23 protein-coding genes and 4 pseudogenes are annotated in these 18,053 nt (G+C 70.1%); 3 read left to right on the forward strand and 24 right to left on the reverse strand.

Features of this window, described 5'->3' with window-relative positions; all coding sequences use genetic code 11:
• Positions 1-54 precede the first annotated feature (54 nt).
• The 11 genes and pseudogenes from GNX96_RS09965 to GNX96_RS10010 all read right to left on the reverse strand — a co-directional run bounded on the left by GNX96_RS09965 (position 55) and on the right by GNX96_RS10010 (position 6,291).
• Entirely contained in the window at positions 55-474 is a 420-nt protein-coding gene (locus GNX96_RS09965) for a molybdenum cofactor biosynthesis protein MoaE (protein WP_163567847.1), read from the reverse strand.
• Entirely contained in the window at positions 474-947 is a 474-nt protein-coding gene (locus GNX96_RS09970) for a MogA/MoaB family molybdenum cofactor biosynthesis protein (RefSeq protein ID WP_163567848.1), read from the reverse strand. Before GNX96_RS09970 ends, GNX96_RS09965 begins: the two co-directional genes overlap by 1 nt.
• Positions 944-1,423 carry a cyclic pyranopterin monophosphate synthase MoaC gene (moaC, locus tag GNX96_RS09975; protein ID WP_163567849.1) on the reverse strand — a complete coding sequence of 160 codons (480 nt, stop codon included), beginning with the start codon at positions 1,421-1,423 and terminating at the stop codon, positions 944-946. Before moaC ends, GNX96_RS09970 begins: the two co-directional genes overlap by 4 nt.
• Before the next feature lie 305 nt (positions 1,424-1,728).
• Positions 1,729-2,016: a hypothetical protein gene (locus tag GNX96_RS09980; protein ID WP_279579914.1), complete on the reverse strand. Its 288-nt coding sequence runs from the start codon at positions 2,014-2,016 to the stop codon at positions 1,729-1,731.
• 69 nt (positions 2,017-2,085) lie between these two features.
• Entirely contained in the window at positions 2,086-2,859 is a 774-nt protein-coding gene (locus tag GNX96_RS09985; RefSeq protein WP_279579915.1) for an ABC transporter ATP-binding protein, read from the reverse strand.
• A 133-nt stretch (positions 2,860-2,992) separates the two neighbouring features.
• Positions 2,993-3,160, reverse strand: a pseudogene (locus GNX96_RS50500) (ATP-binding cassette domain-containing protein); the annotation flags it as partial.
• Positions 3,142-3,928 (reverse strand): annotated as a pseudogene (locus GNX96_RS09990) (ABC transporter permease). The pseudogenes GNX96_RS09990 and GNX96_RS50500, both read right to left, overlap by 19 nt.
• A gap of 25 nt (positions 3,929-3,953) precedes the next feature.
• Positions 3,954-4,757 (reverse strand): molybdate ABC transporter substrate-binding protein, encoded by an 804-nt coding sequence (gene modA / locus GNX96_RS09995; RefSeq protein ID WP_163567851.1) that lies wholly within the window; start codon positions 4,755-4,757, stop codon positions 3,954-3,956.
• Positions 4,754-5,167, reverse strand: coding sequence for a TOBE domain-containing protein (locus GNX96_RS10000; protein WP_163567852.1), 414 nt, complete (start codon positions 5,165-5,167; stop codon positions 4,754-4,756). The genes modA and GNX96_RS10000 overlap by 4 nt, the downstream gene beginning before the upstream one ends.
• 59 nt (positions 5,168-5,226) lie before the next feature.
• Entirely contained in the window at positions 5,227-5,622 is a 396-nt protein-coding gene (locus GNX96_RS10005) for a tRNA-binding protein (protein ID WP_163567853.1), read from the reverse strand.
• A 75-nt stretch (positions 5,623-5,697) separates the two neighbouring features.
• Positions 5,698-6,291 carry a helix-turn-helix domain-containing protein gene (locus GNX96_RS10010; RefSeq protein ID WP_163567854.1) on the reverse strand — a complete coding sequence of 198 codons (594 nt, stop codon included), beginning with the start codon at positions 6,289-6,291 and terminating at the stop codon, positions 5,698-5,700.
• A gap of 66 nt (positions 6,292-6,357) precedes the next feature.
• On the opposite strand from GNX96_RS10010, the pseudogene GNX96_RS10015 reads away from it, so the two are divergent.
• Positions 6,358-7,388 (forward strand): annotated as a pseudogene (locus GNX96_RS10015) (NAD(P)/FAD-dependent oxidoreductase).
• 46 nt (positions 7,389-7,434) lie between these two features.
• Positions 7,435-7,674, forward strand: a complete 240-nt coding sequence (locus GNX96_RS10020) for a hypothetical protein (protein ID WP_163567855.1) — start codon at positions 7,435-7,437, stop codon at positions 7,672-7,674.
• Between the two features lie 97 nt (positions 7,675-7,771).
• Here GNX96_RS10020 and GNX96_RS10025 read toward each other — a convergent pair whose 3' ends face one another.
• The 5 genes and pseudogenes from GNX96_RS10025 to GNX96_RS10045 all read right to left on the reverse strand — a co-directional run bounded on the left by GNX96_RS10025 (position 7,772) and on the right by GNX96_RS10045 (position 10,915).
• Positions 7,772-8,989, reverse strand: coding sequence for a chaplin family protein (locus GNX96_RS10025; protein WP_279579916.1), 1,218 nt, complete (start codon positions 8,987-8,989; stop codon positions 7,772-7,774).
• A 34-nt stretch (positions 8,990-9,023) separates the two neighbouring features.
• A pseudogene (locus GNX96_RS63040) lies at positions 9,024-9,140 on the reverse strand (chaplin family protein); the annotation flags it as partial.
• A 15-nt stretch (positions 9,141-9,155) separates the two neighbouring features.
• Positions 9,156-9,554 (reverse strand): chaplin family protein, encoded by a 399-nt coding sequence (locus GNX96_RS10035; RefSeq protein ID WP_163567857.1) that lies wholly within the window; start codon positions 9,552-9,554, stop codon positions 9,156-9,158.
• Positions 9,479-10,207 (reverse strand): chaplin family protein, encoded by a 729-nt coding sequence (locus GNX96_RS10040; protein ID WP_163567858.1) that lies wholly within the window; start codon positions 10,205-10,207, stop codon positions 9,479-9,481. Before GNX96_RS10040 ends, GNX96_RS10035 begins: the two co-directional genes overlap by 76 nt.
• A gap of 117 nt (positions 10,208-10,324) precedes the next feature.
• On the reverse strand, positions 10,325-10,915 hold the full coding sequence (locus GNX96_RS10045; protein ID WP_163567859.1) for a hypothetical protein: 591 nt from the start codon (positions 10,913-10,915) through the stop codon (positions 10,325-10,327).
• Between GNX96_RS10045 and GNX96_RS10050 the strand changes: the two genes are divergently transcribed.
• Positions 10,905-11,240 (forward strand): hypothetical protein, encoded by a 336-nt coding sequence (locus GNX96_RS10050; protein ID WP_163567860.1) that lies wholly within the window; start codon positions 10,905-10,907, stop codon positions 11,238-11,240. The two genes, GNX96_RS10045 and GNX96_RS10050, sit on opposite strands and share 11 nt — an antisense overlap.
• A 272-nt stretch (positions 11,241-11,512) precedes the next feature.
• Here the strand turns inward: GNX96_RS10050 and GNX96_RS10055 are convergent, their stop codons facing one another.
• From GNX96_RS10055 to GNX96_RS10090, 8 genes are all read right to left on the reverse strand, one after another.
• A complete protein-coding gene (locus tag GNX96_RS10055; RefSeq protein ID WP_279579917.1) occupies positions 11,513-11,926 on the reverse strand; it encodes a hypothetical protein in 414 nt (137 codons plus the stop codon).
• Entirely contained in the window at positions 11,893-12,195 is a 303-nt protein-coding gene (locus tag GNX96_RS10060; protein ID WP_163567862.1) for a hypothetical protein, read from the reverse strand. Before GNX96_RS10060 ends, GNX96_RS10055 begins: the two co-directional genes overlap by 34 nt.
• Positions 12,196-12,411: 216 nt before the next feature.
• Entirely contained in the window at positions 12,412-13,809 is a 1,398-nt protein-coding gene (locus tag GNX96_RS10065; RefSeq protein ID WP_163567863.1) for a hypothetical protein, read from the reverse strand.
• Between the two features lie 68 nt (positions 13,810-13,877).
• Complete coding sequence (locus tag GNX96_RS10070) at positions 13,878-14,444, reverse strand: hypothetical protein (RefSeq protein WP_279579918.1); 567 nt, start codon at positions 14,442-14,444, stop codon at positions 13,878-13,880.
• A 16-nt stretch (positions 14,445-14,460) separates the two neighbouring features.
• Positions 14,461-14,934: a hypothetical protein gene (locus GNX96_RS10075; RefSeq protein WP_163567865.1), complete on the reverse strand. Its 474-nt coding sequence runs from the start codon at positions 14,932-14,934 to the stop codon at positions 14,461-14,463.
• A 32-nt stretch (positions 14,935-14,966) separates the two neighbouring features.
• Positions 14,967-16,790 (reverse strand): hypothetical protein, encoded by a 1,824-nt coding sequence (locus tag GNX96_RS10080; RefSeq protein WP_163567866.1) that lies wholly within the window; start codon positions 16,788-16,790, stop codon positions 14,967-14,969.
• 270 nt (positions 16,791-17,060) lie between these two features.
• A complete protein-coding gene (locus GNX96_RS10085; RefSeq protein WP_163567867.1) occupies positions 17,061-17,501 on the reverse strand; it encodes a hypothetical protein in 441 nt (146 codons plus the stop codon).
• Positions 17,502-17,519: 18 nt separating this feature from the next.
• Positions 17,520-17,873, reverse strand: a complete 354-nt coding sequence (locus GNX96_RS10090; protein ID WP_279579919.1) for a hypothetical protein — start codon at positions 17,871-17,873, stop codon at positions 17,520-17,522.
• Positions 17,874-18,053 lie beyond the last annotated feature (180 nt).

An 18,053-nucleotide genomic window follows, 5' to 3' on the forward strand; every position in this document is an offset into this window, starting at 1 on the left:
CACCCGGATCGTGGAATTCGGGGGCGCCACAATCTGGTCAGAGGGACTTTCAGATCAGGCCGAGTTGACCCATTCCTCGGTGCCGTCGGCGAAGACCTGCCGCTTCCAGACCGGGATCTGCGCCTTGACCTCGTCGACCAGCCGGGCACAGGCGGCGAAGGCGTCGCCCCGGTGGGCACACGCGACCGCGGCCACCAGTGCCGCGTCGCCGATCTTCAGCAACCCCACCCGGTGACTGACGGCGACCGCGAGCACCGCCGGCTCGGCGGCGATCCGGCCGGCCACCGCGGCCAGCAGCTCGCTGGCACTGGGATGGCAGGTGTATTCCAGCTCGGCCACCGACCGGCCACCGTCGTGATCTCGTACGACACCGACGAAGGACACCACCGCGCCAGCCTGCGAGTCGCCAACGGCCGCCTCGTGCGCGGCCACGTCCAGCGGCTGGTCAGAGACCTCCGCGATGGTCACTGGCATCAGTGATCGCCTCCATGGATCTGGTCGACGGTGTGCGCGAGGATCGGTCCGAGTACCACCAGCCCGTCCTTCGCGGCGCCCTTCGACCCGGCCAGATTGACCACCAGCGTACGACCGGCGATGCCGGCCACCCCACGGGACAGGATCGCGTGCGGCACCCGGTCGGCCGTACGGTGCCGGAGCGCCTCGGCGATGCCCGGTACCTCGCGGTCCAGCAGCGGCCGGGTCATCTCGGGGGTGAAATCGGTCGGCGTACACCCGGTGCCGCCGGAGGTGAGCACCACGTTCACACCGTCGGCGATCGCGGCCCGGAGCGCCTTTGCGACCGGTTCACCATCAGGCACGACCACCGGCTCACCGACCTCGGCGCCAAGCTCGCGCAGGCCTTCGACCAGCAACGGACCGGAAGTGTCGGCGTACACGCCAGCGGCGGCCCGGTTGGACGCCACGACCACCCGCGCGGTGAAACTCATCGGTCCGCCGGCCGGCGCCACTGACCGGTCTTGCCGCCGGTCTTGAGCTCGACCCGGACCGCGTCGATGGTCGCCGCCGGATCGACGGCCTTGATCATGTCGATCAGCGCCAGCCCGGCCACGGTGACCGCGGTCAGCGCCTCCATCTCGACACCGGTCCGATCGGCGGTTCGTACGGTCGCGCTGATCCCCACCTCAGCCGCCGCCGGCGTCAACTCGACGCTCACGCCGTGGATCGCGATTGGATGGCACAGCGGGATCAAATCCGGGGTGCGCTTGGTAGCCATGATGCCGGCGATCCGGGCCGTCGCCAGCGCGTCGCCCTTGGGCAGCTGACCTGCGGCGATCAGCTCGATCACGGCGGTGGTCGTACGCACCACCCCGGTCGCGGTGGCGGTGCGCACGGTGACGTCCTTCGCGGACACGTCCACCATCCGCGCCGCCCCGCTGGCGTCCACATGACTCAGCTCGCTCATCACTCGAAGCGTACGGCCCCCGCCTCTTCGCGGCGTCGGCGAGAGGCTGCCGCATCGCCACCGTGGTCGCGAGACGTGGTTGTGAGGGTTTACCTGGAAGCGGTGGGATCATCGCCGCTGAGCGTGGGCGGTTCCAGCTATCGCATAGAGCGCGCGCTTACCCGCGCGGTGACTTACGTGACGTCTAAAACCCACGTACCCACCCCCGCCCTTTGAAGGGCGGGGGCTCAAAATTTCACGTTGGTACGACAGTTTCGCGCCGCACCCTATGTAGACCTGCACAATCGGAATCCGATTGTGCAGCTTTAGTTCGAGTTGCGGCGGATCAGGAAGACGACCAGGAAAACGATGCCGACGACCACGATGAGGCAGCAGACCACGCCGCCACCGATCAGGCCGATGCCGCTGCCGCTGCTGCGACTCCGGTATTTCGTCAGCGTCAGCACGCCGCCGGCCGCCACCGCCTCGCTCACGCCGGGAGTGGCGTGTGCCCAGGCCACCGTTGGCAGCACCAGCGCCGCCACGATCGCCCCCGACAACGCCACCGAGAGGCGTCCCACCCACTGTGTCATTCGCTTCATGCCCGCGATCATCACACAGCCTGTCCACAGCCGCACAGCTAGGGCGCCGAGGCCATTTCATTACTCTAACTTTACCAACCGTTATGCCGGGTAGATCTCGATTTCAGCAGCCTTGACAGACGCCCACACCACCGTGCCAGGCAACAGGTCCAGCTCGGCGATGGCAGCCGCGGTCACGTCGGCGGTGGCTGGTACGTCGCCGCTCAGCTCCACGCGTACTCCATCGGCAGTCGGTTCGAGACCGACCACGGTGGCCTGCCAGACGTTGCGCGGACTGCCGTCAGGCCGCTCGCGGTAGAGCGCCACCGCCGCCGGCCGGAAGCAGCCGAAGACCTCAGCGGCCTCGATCGCCGAGTGCGCCACCAGCTCCGCGCCACTGGGCAGCAGAATCCGGCCACCACTGGACCGGCCGCGGACAAGGTTGAGGCCCACCAGCCGGGCCACGTAGTCGGTACGGGGACGGCGGGACACGTCGGCCGGCGTGCCGACCTGCACGACCGCGCCGTCCTCGATCACCACCAGCCGGTCGGCCAGCACGATCGCGTCCAGCGGGTCGTGGGTGACCACGATTGCCGGTTGGTCGAAGGAGGTCAGATGCCGACGCAGTTCCCCGCGCACCTGCACCCGCGTACGAGCGTCGAGCGCCGACAACGGCTCGTCCAGCAGCAACAACCCGGGCCGGGTCGCCAGCGCTCGCGCCAACGCGACCCGCTGCGCCTGGCCGCCGGACAGGCTCCGGGGTTTGGCGGCCGCGTACGCAGCAACACCGACCCGGTCCAGCCAGTGCGCCGCATCCCGGCGGGCCTCGGCCTTGGGTACGCCCTGGCTGCGCGGCCCGAAGGCCACGTTGTCCACCGCGCTCAGATGCGGAAAAAAAGCAGGTAGTCCTGGAAAACCACGCCGATCCGCCGGCGGTGGGGCGGCAGTCGTACGCCCGCGCGTCGACGTCTTCGAGAACCTCGCCATCGAGCCGCACTTGGCCCGCATCCAACCGGAGCAGGCCGGCGATCGCCCGCAGCCCCGTCGACTTACCGGCGCCATTGGGCCCCAGCAGCGCGACCACTTCGCCGGCCGCGACCTCGATGGCCAGCCGCAGCTGGAAGTCGCCGCGGCCGACTCCGATGTCGGCGGTGAGCGTCACAGCTGACTCACCCACCGCTCCCGGAGCAGGCCCAACACCAGGATGGACACCGCGAGCAGGACAACCGACAGCAGCACGGCCGCGTCCGGGTTGGTTTCCAGCTCCTCGTACACGGCCAGTGGCATCGTCTGGGTCGTACCGGTGAGGTTGCCGGCGAAGGTGATGGTGGCGCCGAACTCGCCCAGCGCCCGTGCCCACGCCAGTACGGCGCCGGCCGCGATCCCGGGTGCGACCAGCGGCAACGTCACGCGTACGAACACCCGCCACGGACTCGCGCCCAGGGTCGCGGCGGCATCTCTCGTAGCGGCGGTCGGCGGCTCGCAGCGCGCCTTCCACCGACAGCACCAGGAACGGCAGCGCGACGAACGACTGCGCCACCACGACAGCGGCGGAGGTGAAGGGCAGCGAGAAGCCGGTCCAGTCGTAAAGCGGACGGCCCAGCAGGCCGGTACGACCGAAAACGGTGAACAACGCGACACCACCGACCACCGGCGGCAGCACCAGCGGCACCGTGACCAGCGCCCGCAGCACGCTCCGGCCCGGCCAGCCGGGACGCGCCAGCAACCACGCCAGCGGGACGCCGACCACCATGCAGATGGCGGTGGAAAGGGTGGCGGTCACCACGGAGAGCTGCAGCGCGGCCAGCACCTCGGAGTTGACCAGCAACCGCGGAGCCTGCGACCACGGCGCTCGTACGACCAAGCCGACCAGCGGGAACACCAGAAAGGCGATCGCCACGATCGCCGGAATGAGCAGCAGACGTGGAGCGGCGGCGGCGCTCAGGGCGCCGCCGCCAGCTCGCGACTTCTTACGCCGCGCCAAAGCCGGCCGCGGCGAGCACCTGCCGACCGGCCGGCGACAGCACGTACGCCACGAAGGCCTTCGCCGTCGAGGCGTCCTTTGACGCCTTGAGGGAGCAGATCGGGTACGTGGTGACCTTGCTGGCCGACTCGGGGAAGGTGATGCCTTCCACCTTCGGACCACCGGACAGCACATCGGTCTTATAGACCATCGCCGCGTCCGCCTCACCCAGCGCGACCTTCTGCAGCACCGCCTTCACGTCGGTGCCACGGTCGACTGGCTTCGGCGTGATATGCGCGGCGTCGAAGACCTGCTTCGCCAGCGCACCACACGGCACGCTCTCCGCGCACAACACCGTCTTCTTGGTGGAGTCCGCGAAGTCCTTCAGGCCGGTGATGTGCGCCGGGTTTCCCTTGGGCACCACGATTTCCAGCGTGTTGGTCAGGAACGGCTGCGAGGCACCATCGTTGTCGTTCGCCTTCACCACGGTGTCCATGGTCGCCTTGCTGGCGGACGCGAACACGTCGGCCGGGGCACCTTGGGTGATCTGGGTGGCCAGCGTCGAGGAGGCGCCGAAGTTGAAGGTCACCTGGTCGCCCGGGTTGGCCTTCTCGAAGTTCTTGCCGATGGTGCCGAACGACTCGGTCAGCGACGCGGCCGCGAAGACCGTGATCTTGTGCGTGGACGGGGTGCTCGCCGACGGGTTCGCGCCGGTCGTACCGCCACCACCGCAAGCGGCCGTCGCGGCGACCAGTGCGACCGTTGCCAGCAGGCCCGATGCCCGCCGGACCAGGGGGCCCTTGACCCTCATGTCACCAGCTCTCTTGATGTGTCCGGAATTTCGACGACCACCTGGGTCGCCTTGATCGATGCCACCGCCAGCACGCCCGGCTCCAGGCCCAGGTCCTCGACGGCCTCCCGGGACATCAGCGACACCACCCGGAACGGGCCGCACTGCAGGTCCACCTGAGCCATCACGCCGTCCACGATCACCTGGGTCACCAGGCCGGTGAGGGTGTTGCGGGCGCTGCGCGCGGGGAGCGACACATCGGGGCTGTGAGCGTGTTTCTGGGCGAAGGCGGCGAGGTCTCGGCCGTCCACCACCAACCTGCCATTCTCGGCCCGCTTGGTGGGGAAGCGGCCAGCTTCGGCCCAGCGGCGGACGGTGTCATCGCTGACACCCAACAGGCTGGCTACTTCTGAGATCCGGAACTGCGGCACAGGGGATACCCTACGACCCGCAGGTGCGGCTGCAAACCACCCTATCGCCCGGCGCGGAGTCAGGCGACCGTACTCCCGGGCGGTAGGTCACCGGGCAGCTCCAGCAGGGTGACCGTGCCGTCCGGCGCGAGGCCGCCCATCAGCAGGAACTCGCTTTCGAAGCCGCCGATCCGCTTGGCCGGCAGGTTCACCGCGCCGACCACCGCACGGCCGAGCAGTTCGTCCCGCGAATAGTTCGTGACCTGCGCACTCGTACGCAGGACACCCACGTGCGGGCCGAAGTCGACGGTCAATCGCCAGGCGGGTTTGCGAGCCTTCGGAAAGTCGTCGACCGCCAGCACCCGCCCGACCCGCAGGTCAACCGAGAAGAAGGTGCCGAGGTCGATCTCCGGCTTCGCCGGCAACTTCTCCGGATCGTACGGCCGCCCATCACTGTCAATCACATGCTGCGCCACGCCTTCATCCTGCCTCGCGGCCAAGAACTGTCGGCCATCGAGCGGATCATCGAATTCGGGGGCGGCAAAATTCGGTTAAGAGGTCGAGCGCGCGCGTACGTGCAGGCGCTCGCCCTGCGGCCCAAACAGGCTCAGGACCTCCGCCGGCTCCGGCCCGGGATTGCCGAACCAGTGCGGCACGTGCGTGTCGAAGTCCACCACCTCGCCCGGAGTGAGCACTAGATCGTGCTCGCCGAGCATCAGCCGCAACCGGCCGGAGAGGATATAGAGCCACTCGTAGCCTTCGTGGACCTTCAGCTCGGGCGTCGGTTCCAGTGGCTGCTGCGGCGGGATGATCATCTTGTACGCCTGCAGACCGCCCGGACGCCTGGTCAACGGCAGGATCGTCATGCCGTGGCGGGTGATCGGCCTGGAGTGGATCCGCGGATCGCCGGTGGGCGGCGCGTCGACCAGCTCGTCCAGCGGCACCTGATGGGCCCTGGCCAACGGCAACAACAATTCCAAAGTGGGCCGGCGCTGGCCGGACTCCAACCGGGACAGCGTGCTGACCGAGATCCCGGTGGTCGTCGACAACTGGGCCAACGTGACCGCCCGCTGCTGGCGTAAGGCCCGCAGCCGGGGTCCAACGCTCTGCAAGACCCCGTCCAAAGCTGGTTCGTCGTCTTCCATGCCTCTATTTGCCACTTTGGCAACTATGTTTGTCAAGTCGGCAGGGTCCGACGCATAGTCCTGCGCATGGAGACGAAGACGTACGACGTAGTAGTCATTGGCGGCGGCGCGGCCGGCCTGAGCGGTGCGCTGACGCTGGCCCGAGCCCGTCGCTCGGTGCGGTGCTGGTGGTCGACGGTGGCGAGCCGCGGAACGCGCCGGCCGCGCACATCCACAACTACCTGGGCCGCGAGAGCACCCCGCCAGCCGAGCTGTTGGCGATTGGGCGTACCGAGGTGACCGGCTACGGCGCCGAGGTGATCAACGAGACGGCCACCGATGCCATCGCGGTAGCCGGCGGTTTCGAGGTCTCGCTGGCCGGCGGTGCCGTCGTACGAGCGCGCCGGCTGCTGGTGACCACCGGCCTGGTGGACGAGCTGCCGGAGGTGCCTGGGCTGGCCGAGCGTTGGGGCCGCGAGGTGCTGCACTGCCCGTACTGCCACGGCTGGGAGGTCCGCGACCAGCGGATCGGGGTGCTGGCGACCGGTCCGGCCGCGGTGCACCAGGCGTTGCTGTTCCGGCAATGGAGCGATGACGTGATCCTCTTCCAGCACACTGCTGCGCCGCCCAGTGCGGCCGAACGCGAGGAGCTGGCCGCCCGCGGCATCGCGCTGGTGGAAGGCGAGGTCGCGGCGGTGGAGGTGGCTGCCGACCAGCTGACCGGCGTACGACTGCGGTCCGGTGAGGTCATCGGGCGACAGGCCATCGTGGTCGCGCCACGCTTCACCGCCCGCGCCGGCGTGTTGTCCTCGTTGGGGCTGCAGCCCACCGAGCTGCTGATGGGCAGCTCCATCGCCGCCGACCCGACCGGTGCGACCGCGGTCCCCGGTGTCTGGGTGGCCGGGAACGTCGCCAACCTGATGGCCCAGGTCATCGTCTCGGCCGCGGCCGGCCTGAGCGCCGGTGCCGCGATCAACGCGGACCTCGTCGCGCAGGACACTCGGGCCGCGGTCGCCGCGTACCGGGACCCGTTCACGGCCGCTCGCGAGAGGGAGGTGTGCGCGCAGGTCCTGGCGCCGACACGGGCTGTGAAACAGGTCGCGCACCACAAGAATTGACTGTCGCGAAACCGGGCTGACACGTTGACGGCCGACGATTGTTCGCATGACCACTCAGTTGAACATCGTACCGGTGGCCGCCCCGGAAGCCGGATTCATGATCGGTCTGGAGCGGTACGCCGACGGGCGCGCCGTGCTGCACGCCGTACCGGTCTCCGACAAAACCAACACCGCCGTCTGCGGCGCCCGAGTCCGGGTCCGCCGGCGCGGCGGCCTCGGCCTGCGCCCCAGGCTCGGCTGCCGCACCTGCGCTCGGCACGCCGCCACCCTCCGCCAGGCCTCATAGCCCGGCCCTCGACAAACAAAAAACCCGGCGGAGTAGGCCGCCGGGTTTTTGCTGTTTCATCTCTCAGGTAGGGCGCCGTTGCCCTCCTGGGTCTTTGTTACGCGCGAGCCATCCGGCGACGCCGGGTAGCGGCCAGCAGGCCACCGCCGAGCAGTGCGAACAGCGAACCGAGGCCGGCCAGCAGGCCGACCGGAGTGCCGGTCACCGGCAGGGTGGCACCGTTGGCGCCCTCGACCGGGGTGGGGGTGGTGTTGCCCACCGGCGAAACCGGAGTGCCCGGGGTGCCGGGGCCCGGGGTTCCCTGGGGGTTGCCCGGGTTTCCGGGGTTGCCTGGGTTGCCGCCGCAGTCAGCGGTCGCGTCGCCGAGGATGGCGATCGCGTTGCCGCAGCCGGTCACCGGGATGGTGATCGGGATGGTGATGACGCCGCCACCACCGCTGGTGCCGCCACCGGGCGGGGTCGGGCCGACCGGGGTGAGGACCTCGCAGGACGCGGTGGCCCGGCCGAGGATCGCGACCGCGCTGCCGCAGACCGACACCGGAGCATTGACCGGCGCGTTGACCTCGTTGCCGCCACCGGCCGAGCCGCCACCATTAGTGCCACCGGGGGTGCCGGGAGCGGGGGTACCGGGCTTGACGTCGCAGCCAGCACCGGCCGTACCGAGTGCCGCGACCGCGTTGCCGCAGACCGACACCGGAGCATTGACCGGCGCGTTGACCTGGTTGCCGCCACCGACCGAACTGCCACCGCTGGTGTTGCCCGGGGTGCCCGGAGCCGACGTGCCGGTGGTGATGTCGCAGCCAGCACCGGCCTTGCCCAGCGCCGCGACCGCGTTTGCGCAGCACCGCAGACCGACCGACACCGGAGCGTTGACCGGGGCGTTGACCTGGTTGCCGCCACCGACTGAACTGCCACCGCTGGTGCTGCCGCTGCCACCCATGCCCGGCTTGCCGGAGGTGACCTCACAGCCGGCTGCCGCGTTGCCGATGACCGAGACCGCGTTGCCGCAGGCGTTCACTGGCGCGTTGACCGGAGCCTGCACCTGGTTGCCGCCACCGACCGAACCGGCGCCGCTGGTCTTGCTTCCGGAACCACCGCCCCACGTACCACCGGTGGAACCGCCGACCTCACAGCCGGCGAAAGCGTGGCCCAGTACGGAGACCGCGTTGCCGCAGGCGGTGACCGGCGCGTTCACCGGAGCCTGCACCTGGTTGCCACCGAGCACCGAGCCGGCGCCGTTGGTGGTCGCGTTGGCAGTGGGAGCGGAACCGCTGCCACCCCATGGGCCGGAGCCGCCCGCCACCGCTGGAGCCACCGCTGACCTCGCAGCCCGCGTACGCGGTGCCCAGCACGGCGACCGCGTTGCCGCAGACGGTGACCGGCGCGTTGACCGGGGCCTGCACCTGGTTCCCGCCACCCACCGACCGAGCCGGCGCCGCTGGTCTTGCCGGACGCGCTCGGGCCACTGCCCGCGCCGCCCTTCACGTCGCAGCCCAGCCCGACGCCGCGAGGCCCAGCACCGCGATCGAGTTCCCGCAGACCGTGACCGGCGCGTTGACCGGAGCCTGCACCTGGTTCCCGCCGGCGATCGAGCCAGCGCCATTCGTCTTGCCGGACGCCGTGGGACCGCCGGAGCCGCCGGGCACGTCACAGCCGGCCGCCGCCACGCCAAGCACCGCGATGGCGTTGCCGCAGATGGTGACCGGCGCATTGACCGGCGCCTGCACCTGGTTGCCGCCCAGGACCGAGTGGCTGCCGTTGGTCGAGCCAGTGGCGGTGCCGTGGCCAGCGGTGGTCTGCTGGTTCAGCGGGTGCGGAGCACCGTGACCACCGGCGAACGCGTCGCCGCCGATCGCGTTGTCGGTGATGGTGATCGGCACGTTGATCGGCGCCTGCGCGACGTTGCGCCGCCGCCCACCGAGCCCGCGCCATCGGTCTGCGCGGCCGCGGCCGGAGCACCGCCACCGTTCGCGCCGCCACCGTTGCCGGCGAGCGCGATCCCAGCCACCGCCACCGCGTTGTGGCTGACCGTGATGGGCGCGTTGATCGGCGCCTGGACGATGTTTCCACCCAGGATCGAGTGGCTGCCGTTGGTCTGCGCGGCGGCCGCGGAGCTGCCGGCGGCACCGTGGGTGTCACCCGCGGAGTGCGCGAGGCCCAGCACCGCGATCGCGTTGTTGGCGACGGCGACCGGGGCGTTCACCGGAGCCTGTACGAGGTTGCCGCCGAGCAGCGAGCCAGCGCCGCTGGTCTTGCCGGCAGCCTTGGACGCGTTGCGCTGCGGCTGGGCGTGCGCCTTGGTGGTCAGCGCCTTGCCGATGCCGGCGGTCGCGTTCTGCAGGCCGGAAACCGGCAGGTTCACCGGGGCGACCCCGGTGGTCCCGCCGGACAGAGCGTGGGTCGCGGACGTTATGCCCAGCGCCGGGGCGGACTTGCCGAGGGTGTCGGAAGCGTGTGCGGCGGTGGCGCCCATGACGACGAATCCACCGGTCAGCACAAGGCCCTGAAGGGAACGACGTAACCAGATGTTCACAGATCTCTCCTCTGAGATCGGTTTACAGATGACATTTCTCGGCATCGAACGCGAGCACGGCGACCGTGCTCAGGGCGTACGCGTCCCTGCGTCGCCACTACGTTCTGGATGCCGCCGTTAGTCCGGCGAAACCGACGGCTTCTTGGAGCCGCTCGGCAACGGCAGGGTGAGCGCCTGGGCGCCGACCCTGGCCGGGACCAGGTCAGCCGGCGGGACACCGCCGGCGCTGGTCGCGATTCCGGTCGGGACGGAGAATCCCCCCGGGCCCACGCCGCTGATCACGGCGCAGGGCAGTTCGTCCGACTTCCCACCGGGCCAGAACGGCGCGGCCGGGAGATTGCCGGTGGACAGCGTGTGCAGCGTTGGGTACGACTTGCCGTGCCCCGACTGGTGCGCTGCTTTGCGTTGGATCTCGGTGGCCCACTCGGACCGTGCTCCGGGCGCGAGGGCGGCCGGCGGCCGGACCGCGATCGGGGCAGCGGGCGCCGCGGTCACCGGCGGCGGCAGGATGCCGCCCAACGGTGGCGGCGGCCAGCCGAGCGGTCCCTGGCCGGGCAACGGCAGGGTGGGCTTGCGAACCCCGAGCCCGGGCAGCAGGTGGACGATCGGTCCAGTGATCGGCGAACGGCCGATCGCGGACTTGGGACCCAACACCGCGTCGATCAGCTGACCGGTTGGCCGTACGACGGACCGGTCGATGTCGTGCACCACCGCCGCGGTGACCCGGGTGGCGACCGTACGGGCGGCCGAGACCGGCCGGTCCGTCCGTCGGCGTCGCGGGGACCGGCCGAAGGTGCAGCGCCGACCGATGCTCGGCCAACGCGGCCTGATGCGCCCGCTCGGCGCGTTTCACCGCGTCGACCGCCTGACTGACAGTCACATTCTGGTCAGGTGTCAGACCAGTTTGACTGGCCCGGGTGGTGTCGATCGGCGCATCGGTCGTACTGGCCTGAGCCGCGGTAGCACCCGCGAACAACCACGCACAGACCGCGAGAGCGGCGAGCAGCGACAGCTGGAGCACTATGCGGATTGATCGGGGCATAGCGGGCACGCTGGCATCACTTTCGATGCCGGTGGCTCCGTTGCCGTGGATCACGCACGCCCCGATCGCTTAACCAGTAGTGCCTCTGGACTCACTCCCTGTGAGTGCACGAGGAAGCTATCAAGGGCACGGGTGACCCGCCAAACACGCCGGGTAAGCCCGGGAGTGTCGCGTCCAGCGAATCCGCCGTAAGCGTGTCAGAGATGACCGAATTACGCCAGTTTGAATCGCCCTAAATAAGGGCATTCCGCCGAAACGGAAAATTATGCGCGAAGGTGATAGACCCACGCCGGCGGGAGGTTGCTCAGAACGAACTCGCGGTCCGTTTGGTGGCTTTCCATACGATCTGCCACCACTGCTTCGACCCGCACCATCCGGACGTACTCGGGCTCGCGGCTCGTCAGGAGTTTCAGCCGTCGCAACGCTGCGTACGTGAAGAATGACAGTCTTGCCTGCGGCTGCAGCGCCTTGAGAAGAATGTCGAGAATGCCGGAAACGGTCTCGGCGTCGAAGTTGGTGAAAGGCAGTCCGGAGACGGCCGCGTGATAGCCATCCGGAAGATCAACATCCTGCACCAGGCCGGGCAGGATGCGGACCCTGTCCGCTACTCGCCGTAGTTGCGGGTCGGTCTTCAACAGCTCGGTCATCCAGTCCACGAACCGCGGGTTCGCCTCCACCAGATCGAGCGTGTCGCCGGGCCGCATCCGCAACGCGATCTGCCGAGTGACCGACCCCCGGTCCCCGGCCCCACCTCCAGCAGCCGCCGCGGCCCGTCCGCCGGGCAGGTGTGCAGATGCCTGCTCAGCGCCCGCGCCAACGTCTTCCCGCTGGGCGCGATCGCGCCGGTGGTGTGGAAGTTGTGAACGAACTCGGACGCGAAGACGGTGGCGTTGCGCACCGCACCCGTGGCCCGCTTCGGCTGGCCCTCACCCGGCGTAGTCGACATGCCCCCAACGTACCGACCTATCCGTACGCCCGTACGCGGCAGTGACGCTGTTCAACCCGCTCCCACCCCGCAGTCGAGGCCGCTGGAGTCGGCCCACGCCAAACGGCCCGCTCGCCTGGATTCAGGATTTCCTCGTACAAATCCCGTACGAACAAAGACAACAGGACCCGGGCGACGTTGCCCGGGTCCTGCTGTTTTCTAGCCGTACTTATTCAGTTATCCACCGAGGACGGGCAGCGCCGGCATCGCCGGCAAGGTGCCCAGGCCCGGCAGCGTGCCCGTGGTCGGCAGTGCCGGCAGGGCGCCCGTGGTGGGCAGTGCCGGCAGGGCGCCAAGGCCGCTGGTGGGAGTGACGTCCGAGCTGCCAGCCGGAGCGTCCGACGTGGTGCCGTTCAGCGAAGGCACGTCCGGCAGCGACGGGATCAGCGGCGCGCCGCCGATGCCCGGCAGGCCGGTCGCCTGGGCGGCGTGCCCGGGAGTCGGGTCCTGGTGCAGGAACGTGATGCCATCACCGATGAACCAGTCGTGCGAGTTCTCGTCCAGCTTGAAGCCCGGGAACCCGCTGTGGTTGGTCGTCGGGTCCGAGTTCACGAAGGAGGTGTCCACATTCTGGACGCCGTTCCCGGTGAGGATCATCAGCCCGTTGCCGTCGATCGGCAGGTCCCAGTTGCCGGCGAGCTTGGTGTCGTTGGCACCGTTGCCGACGTTCACCGCGTCGCTGTTGCCGTTCTGCGAACCATGCCCGGTGGCGCCCGCGACGCCAGCGGCGTCGATCGGGGTACGGACGTTGTGCCCGATCAGGGTGCTGTCCAGGCCGTACCCGCCGTCGCCGACATGCGCCTGGGTGGCGTTGCCGTTCTGCGAGCCGTCACCGTTGAACAGGGCCACGCCCTGGCCGTCGATCGGCGCGTTGGCGTTGTCGGTCAGCCCGAGGCTCGCGCCGTTCACGGTGGGAGCGTCGACCTGGGTGTCGTTCGCGTTCTGCGAGCCGTTGCCGCCCTCGATCGCGACGCCGGAGCCGTTCAGCGGAACTTCCCAGTTCCCGAACGCCCGCAGCGCGGAGCCGAAGCCGGACGACTTGCCGTCCGCGGTCAGCAGCCCGCCATCAGCGGTGTAGACCTGCGACGAGCTGCCGTTCTGGGCACCGTTGCCCTGCAGGCCGCCGACGCCCTGGCCAACCACTGGCGTACGAGCGTTGTCCGCGACCCGGACGACCGAGCCGGGGTTGTCCGCCGCGGCCAGCTGGCTCACATTGGAGTTCTGCGAGCCGTTGCCGGTCACGCCACCGTCGCCCTGACCGATGATCGGCAGGTTGACGTTGCGGAACAGCGAGATCGCCGATCCCCAGCCGTACGACTGCCAGCCGTGCAGCTGACCGGGTCCACCGGCGTTCTGCTGCTTGACCGTGCCGTTCTGCGAGCCGTTGCCGACCACCACACCGGCCTGGCCAGCGCCGTCGGCGGCCAGGTTCGCGTTGTCGGCGGCACCGATGAAGGAGCCCGGGTTCTCGGCCACGTCGCTCTGCGAGACGTACTGGTTCTGCGCGCCGTTGGCGATGTCGCCGGCCTGGCCGGCACCCGCGGCGAGCAGGTTGATGTTGCGGAAGACCTGCACGGCCGAGCCCCAGCCGTACGCGTCGCCGGCCTTGGCGGTAGCGCCGTGGCCCGACTCGTTGTGCTGCTTCAGGCCGCCGTTCTGGACGCCGTTGCCGATGATGCCGGCCTGGCCGGCACCGACGCCGAGCAGGTTGGCGTTGTCCGCCGCGCTGATGAACGAGCCCGTCCGTGCTGCTGCTCGTCGCTCTGCCCGACGGTCATGTTCTGCGAGCCGTTGCCGATGTCGCCGGCCTGGCCCGCGCCGTCCACGCGTCCGTCGAAGTTCCGGAAGCCCTGCACGAACGAGCCCCACCCGGCCGCGCCTGCCGGCCCGGTCGACCCCTCAGCGGTGGAGTGGTTCGTCTGCTTGACGTCGCCGTTCTGCGCGCCGTTGCCGACCACGCCGGCCTGACCCGCGCCGTCACCGTGGACGAGCGCGTTGTCGGCGATGCTGAGCACCGAGCCGCTGCCGTCGCAGGTGGTGTCCCGCTGGCTGCGGTCACCGTTCTGCGCGCCGTTGGCGATGTCGCCGGCCTGACCCGCGCCGGAGACCTCCAGGATCAGGTTCTTGGCACCGGTGACGGTGGAGCCACCGCTGCCACCCGGCATCCACGGGCCGCTGCCACCGGACGGGCCACTGCCGCCGGCCGACATCGGCATCGCGGCGCTGTCAGTGCCGTTCCCACTGCTTGACGTTGCCGTTCTGGACGCCGTTCGCGACGACTCCGGCCTGGCCCGCGCCAGCGCCTTCGAGGATCGCGTTGTCCACCACGGAGACGGCCGAGCCGGTTCCGCCGGTGGCCTTGTCCGTCTGCCACACGTCGCCGTTCTGCGACCCGTTGCCGACCACGCCGGCCTGGCCGGCGCCGTCCACCGGGATCCGCCAGTTGCGGGCGCCGGTGACAACCGAGCCGTTCGCGTTCGGCGCGGACGACGTGGTGTTCTGCTGGGTCACGTCGCCGTTCTGCGCGACGTTCGCGATGTCGCCGGCCTGGCCGGAGCCGGTGACCGGGGTGTTCGCGTTGTCGACGAGCGTGACGATCGAGTTGGACGAGGTGAGGATGTCGCTCTGCTTGACGTCACCGTTCTGGGTGACGTTGTGCGAGTCGAAGGACATCCCGCTGGCGTTGGCCGGCAGGTTCACGTCGCCACCACCGGTCAGGATCGACCCGGTGCTTAGTCGTCGGCGAGGCTCTGGTCGACGGTGCCGTTCTGCGTGACGTTGCCGTTGTCGACCGTGATGCCCTGGCCGTTCAGCGGCACGTTCCAGCCGTCGATCAGCCGGTACGAGGAGCCCTTGGCGTCGGTGCCGGCGACCTGGGTCACGTCACCGTTCTGGGCGTGGTTGCCGCTGTGCAGCGCCAGCCCGTTCGCCGAGATCGGCGAGTTCACCACGCCGAAGACGCCGGAGCCGCCGCCTTCGCCCTGCGTGACGTTGCTGTTCTGCACGTCGTTGCCGGCGTCGATGGTGCCCGCGTTGGCGGCCAGCGGAACGTTCCACGCGCCGAACAGCCGGGTGCCGCCGTCGGTGGTCGTGCCCTGCGTGACGGCACCTTGCTGGACGCCACGACCGGAGTCGATGGCGAGCGCGGTGGCGTGCAGCGGGGTGTTCCAGTCGCCCAGTACGCCCGAGGACGGGTGTCCGCCCACGTACGCGTCAGGCGAGGTGCCAGCGTCGATGATCTCGATCTCGTGACCGGTCTGGGTCGGTACTACGACGTACCCACTGAGCATCCCGAGCATGCCGGGGATGCCACCGTCCACGTGGTTAGCGGCGTCCATGACCCCGCTGCCCACGGCCAGGCCAACCGGCAGGCCGCCGGTCCCGGGGGCGATCAGCTGACCGTCCCGTGCCTTCACCGGGTGCGCGTTCTGGGTCTGCACGTACTGGATGCCCTGGGCCAGCTCCGGAGCCTTGGAGCCAATGCTGGTGATGCCACCAGTGAGCTGAGTCGGCGTCGGGGCGCTCCCGAGAGCGTCCAGCCCGGCCACGCCCGGCATTCCGGACAGGCCCGGCAGACCCGGCAGGCCGGGCACCGCGGGCAGAGCCGGCAGGCTGGAGACCGGGAGGCCGGTGGTCGGCAGGCCCAGACCGGCCGGCGCGGACTGGGTGTGCATCGGCATCCCGGTCGGCAGCGGCAGGTTGGGCACCACGCCGGTCCCAGTCGGCAACGCCGGCAGGGCGGACACCGGCAGCATTGCCAGCGGGTTCATCGGCAGCGCTGGCAGCGCGACCGGCATACCCGACAGGAAGGGCAGTCCACCGCTGGGCAGCGACGGGACGGCCGCGGTCGGCAGGCCGGCAGCAGCAGCCATGCCAGCGAGCGGCAGCGCAGCCAGGCCAGCCACCGGCAGCGCCGGGATCCCGCCGGTGGTCAGCGCACCGGTCGGCAGGGCGCCGATCGGCAGCGCCGGCAGCGCGCCCGTCGGCAGACCGGTCGGGAGCGCCGGAAGAGCGTCCGTCGGGAGGCCGGCGGGGAGCGTGGGCAGCCCGGTCGGCAGCGCTGGCAGCGCGCTCCGAGCGGCAGGCCCAGCGGGCTGGTGCCGTTGCTCAGCAGTACGCCCTGAACCGGCACCAGCATGCCGGAGTCGGTTGGGACGACCGTCGAGACGAGCGGCAGGTCCTGCGGGCGAAGAACGCCCAGCGGTCCGCGGACCGGCAGGCTGTTGATCGGCAGGCCGCCCCAGCGGCGACCCGGCGAGCCCGGAGATCGGGTTGGCCGGCGCCGGCGCGCTGATCGGGACCGGCTGGCCGGCCCGCGAGATGGCGTCCTCCTGCGCTGCTGGCGGGACGTACTGGCTGTTGCTCGGCGCGGTGGTCGCCGCGGCGGGCTTGGCGTGGTGGGGAGTAGTGGCGTGCGTGCTCGGCTGGGTGTGACGCATCGGCGTCACCTGCCCCTGCGGAGCGACCACGTGAACAGTGTTGCTGACCAGATCGGTGGCTGGGGCGATGGAGTCGGTCAAACCACCGAGCGCGACAGGTGAAACCTGCTGCTGCACGGAGGGACCACTCGCTGTGCCGTCATGCCCGCTCGCGCCCAGTTCGGACGCGTGCGCGGCTCCGGCGCCCACCACAACAAATCCGGCAGTCAGAATCGCCGCTTCGAGCGATCGACGTACCCACTTGTTCATGGAGTGCTGAACCCTTCTCTCACTGTGTCTTGGACCGGAAGAACTTCTTGACCGGAATGCGACCCCAAGACGTGCCGCACCCACGCCCGTGCGGCGGCGACGATCAGTTGGGAGATCGCGTTTTGTGAGAGGGCGGAGCTAGTCGGGCGAGACCGACGGGTCGAGCGCGGTGTTACGCACTCGCCAGGAACCGGCCGGGCGGGTCGCCGCCAGGCCGGTGGGGGCCGGCACGGTCACCCGTGCGGCCGGGATCGCCGCGGCGGCCGAGCCGCCCGCGACGTGCGCGGTGCCAGCAGGAGCGGAGGCGAGGTCCGGGAGACCGGCGGTGCCGGCCGGGACCGGGTGCCGCGGCAGTGCGATGGGCGCGGTGCCCACCGAGTGCGGACGGACCAGTTTGATGATCGCCGGAAGGCCGGCGGGATGCCGCGGGACGGTCGTCGCGACCGTCTGGGCGAAGCCGCTCGTACGAGCGGTGACGTGCACCGCGGCGACCAGCCGGGAAGACCCGAGGCCAAGCGCCGGAAGGGCGTCGGTGACCAGTCGTACGGCTGAAGCCGATCGGCTCGACAACGCTGCCAACGGTGGCCGCGACCGCGGTCAGCGGCCGCTCGATGGTGCCGGCCACCGGAGCACTGGCCTGCGACACCACGTCGTGGCCGGGGCGGTGTCGGTGGTGGCGGGTGCATTCAGGGTCTGGCTAAGGCCAGTGATCGGCGCGGCCGCCGGGTCCGCGCCAGTGGCGGCGCGGCTGGAGGCGGTGAGCACGTCCGTACGAGCGTTGCCTGGATCGGTCGACGCGGCATGCGCCGCGACCGAGGTGAGCAGTGCCAGCGCGATCCAGCCGCCGACCGCGAGACCGATCAGCAGGCCAAGACGGCGCAGGAGTGCTGCAGAGGGGCAGCCCAGAACGGAGCCGGCACGGCTCTGATCCAGTGCGACCACGCTGTCCACATGACTCCCTGTGCTGACGATGCGTCGGAACGTATCCCGAAGATCACCCGAATACAACCCAGATCCGCGCGTGTCGGGCGTGGCGTCGAGAAGCAGACATTTCGGCCGTACGACTTGAATCGTCCCATGACACTGCGTGACCTGCGGCTATGTCTCACCCGGCAGTGGCGGACAGCCGAC

Origin of the sequence: Fodinicola feengrottensis (assembly GCF_010993775.1) — a bacterium.
GTDB classification, from domain to species: domain Bacteria; phylum Actinomycetota; class Actinomycetes; order Mycobacteriales; family HKI-0501; genus Fodinicola; species Fodinicola feengrottensis.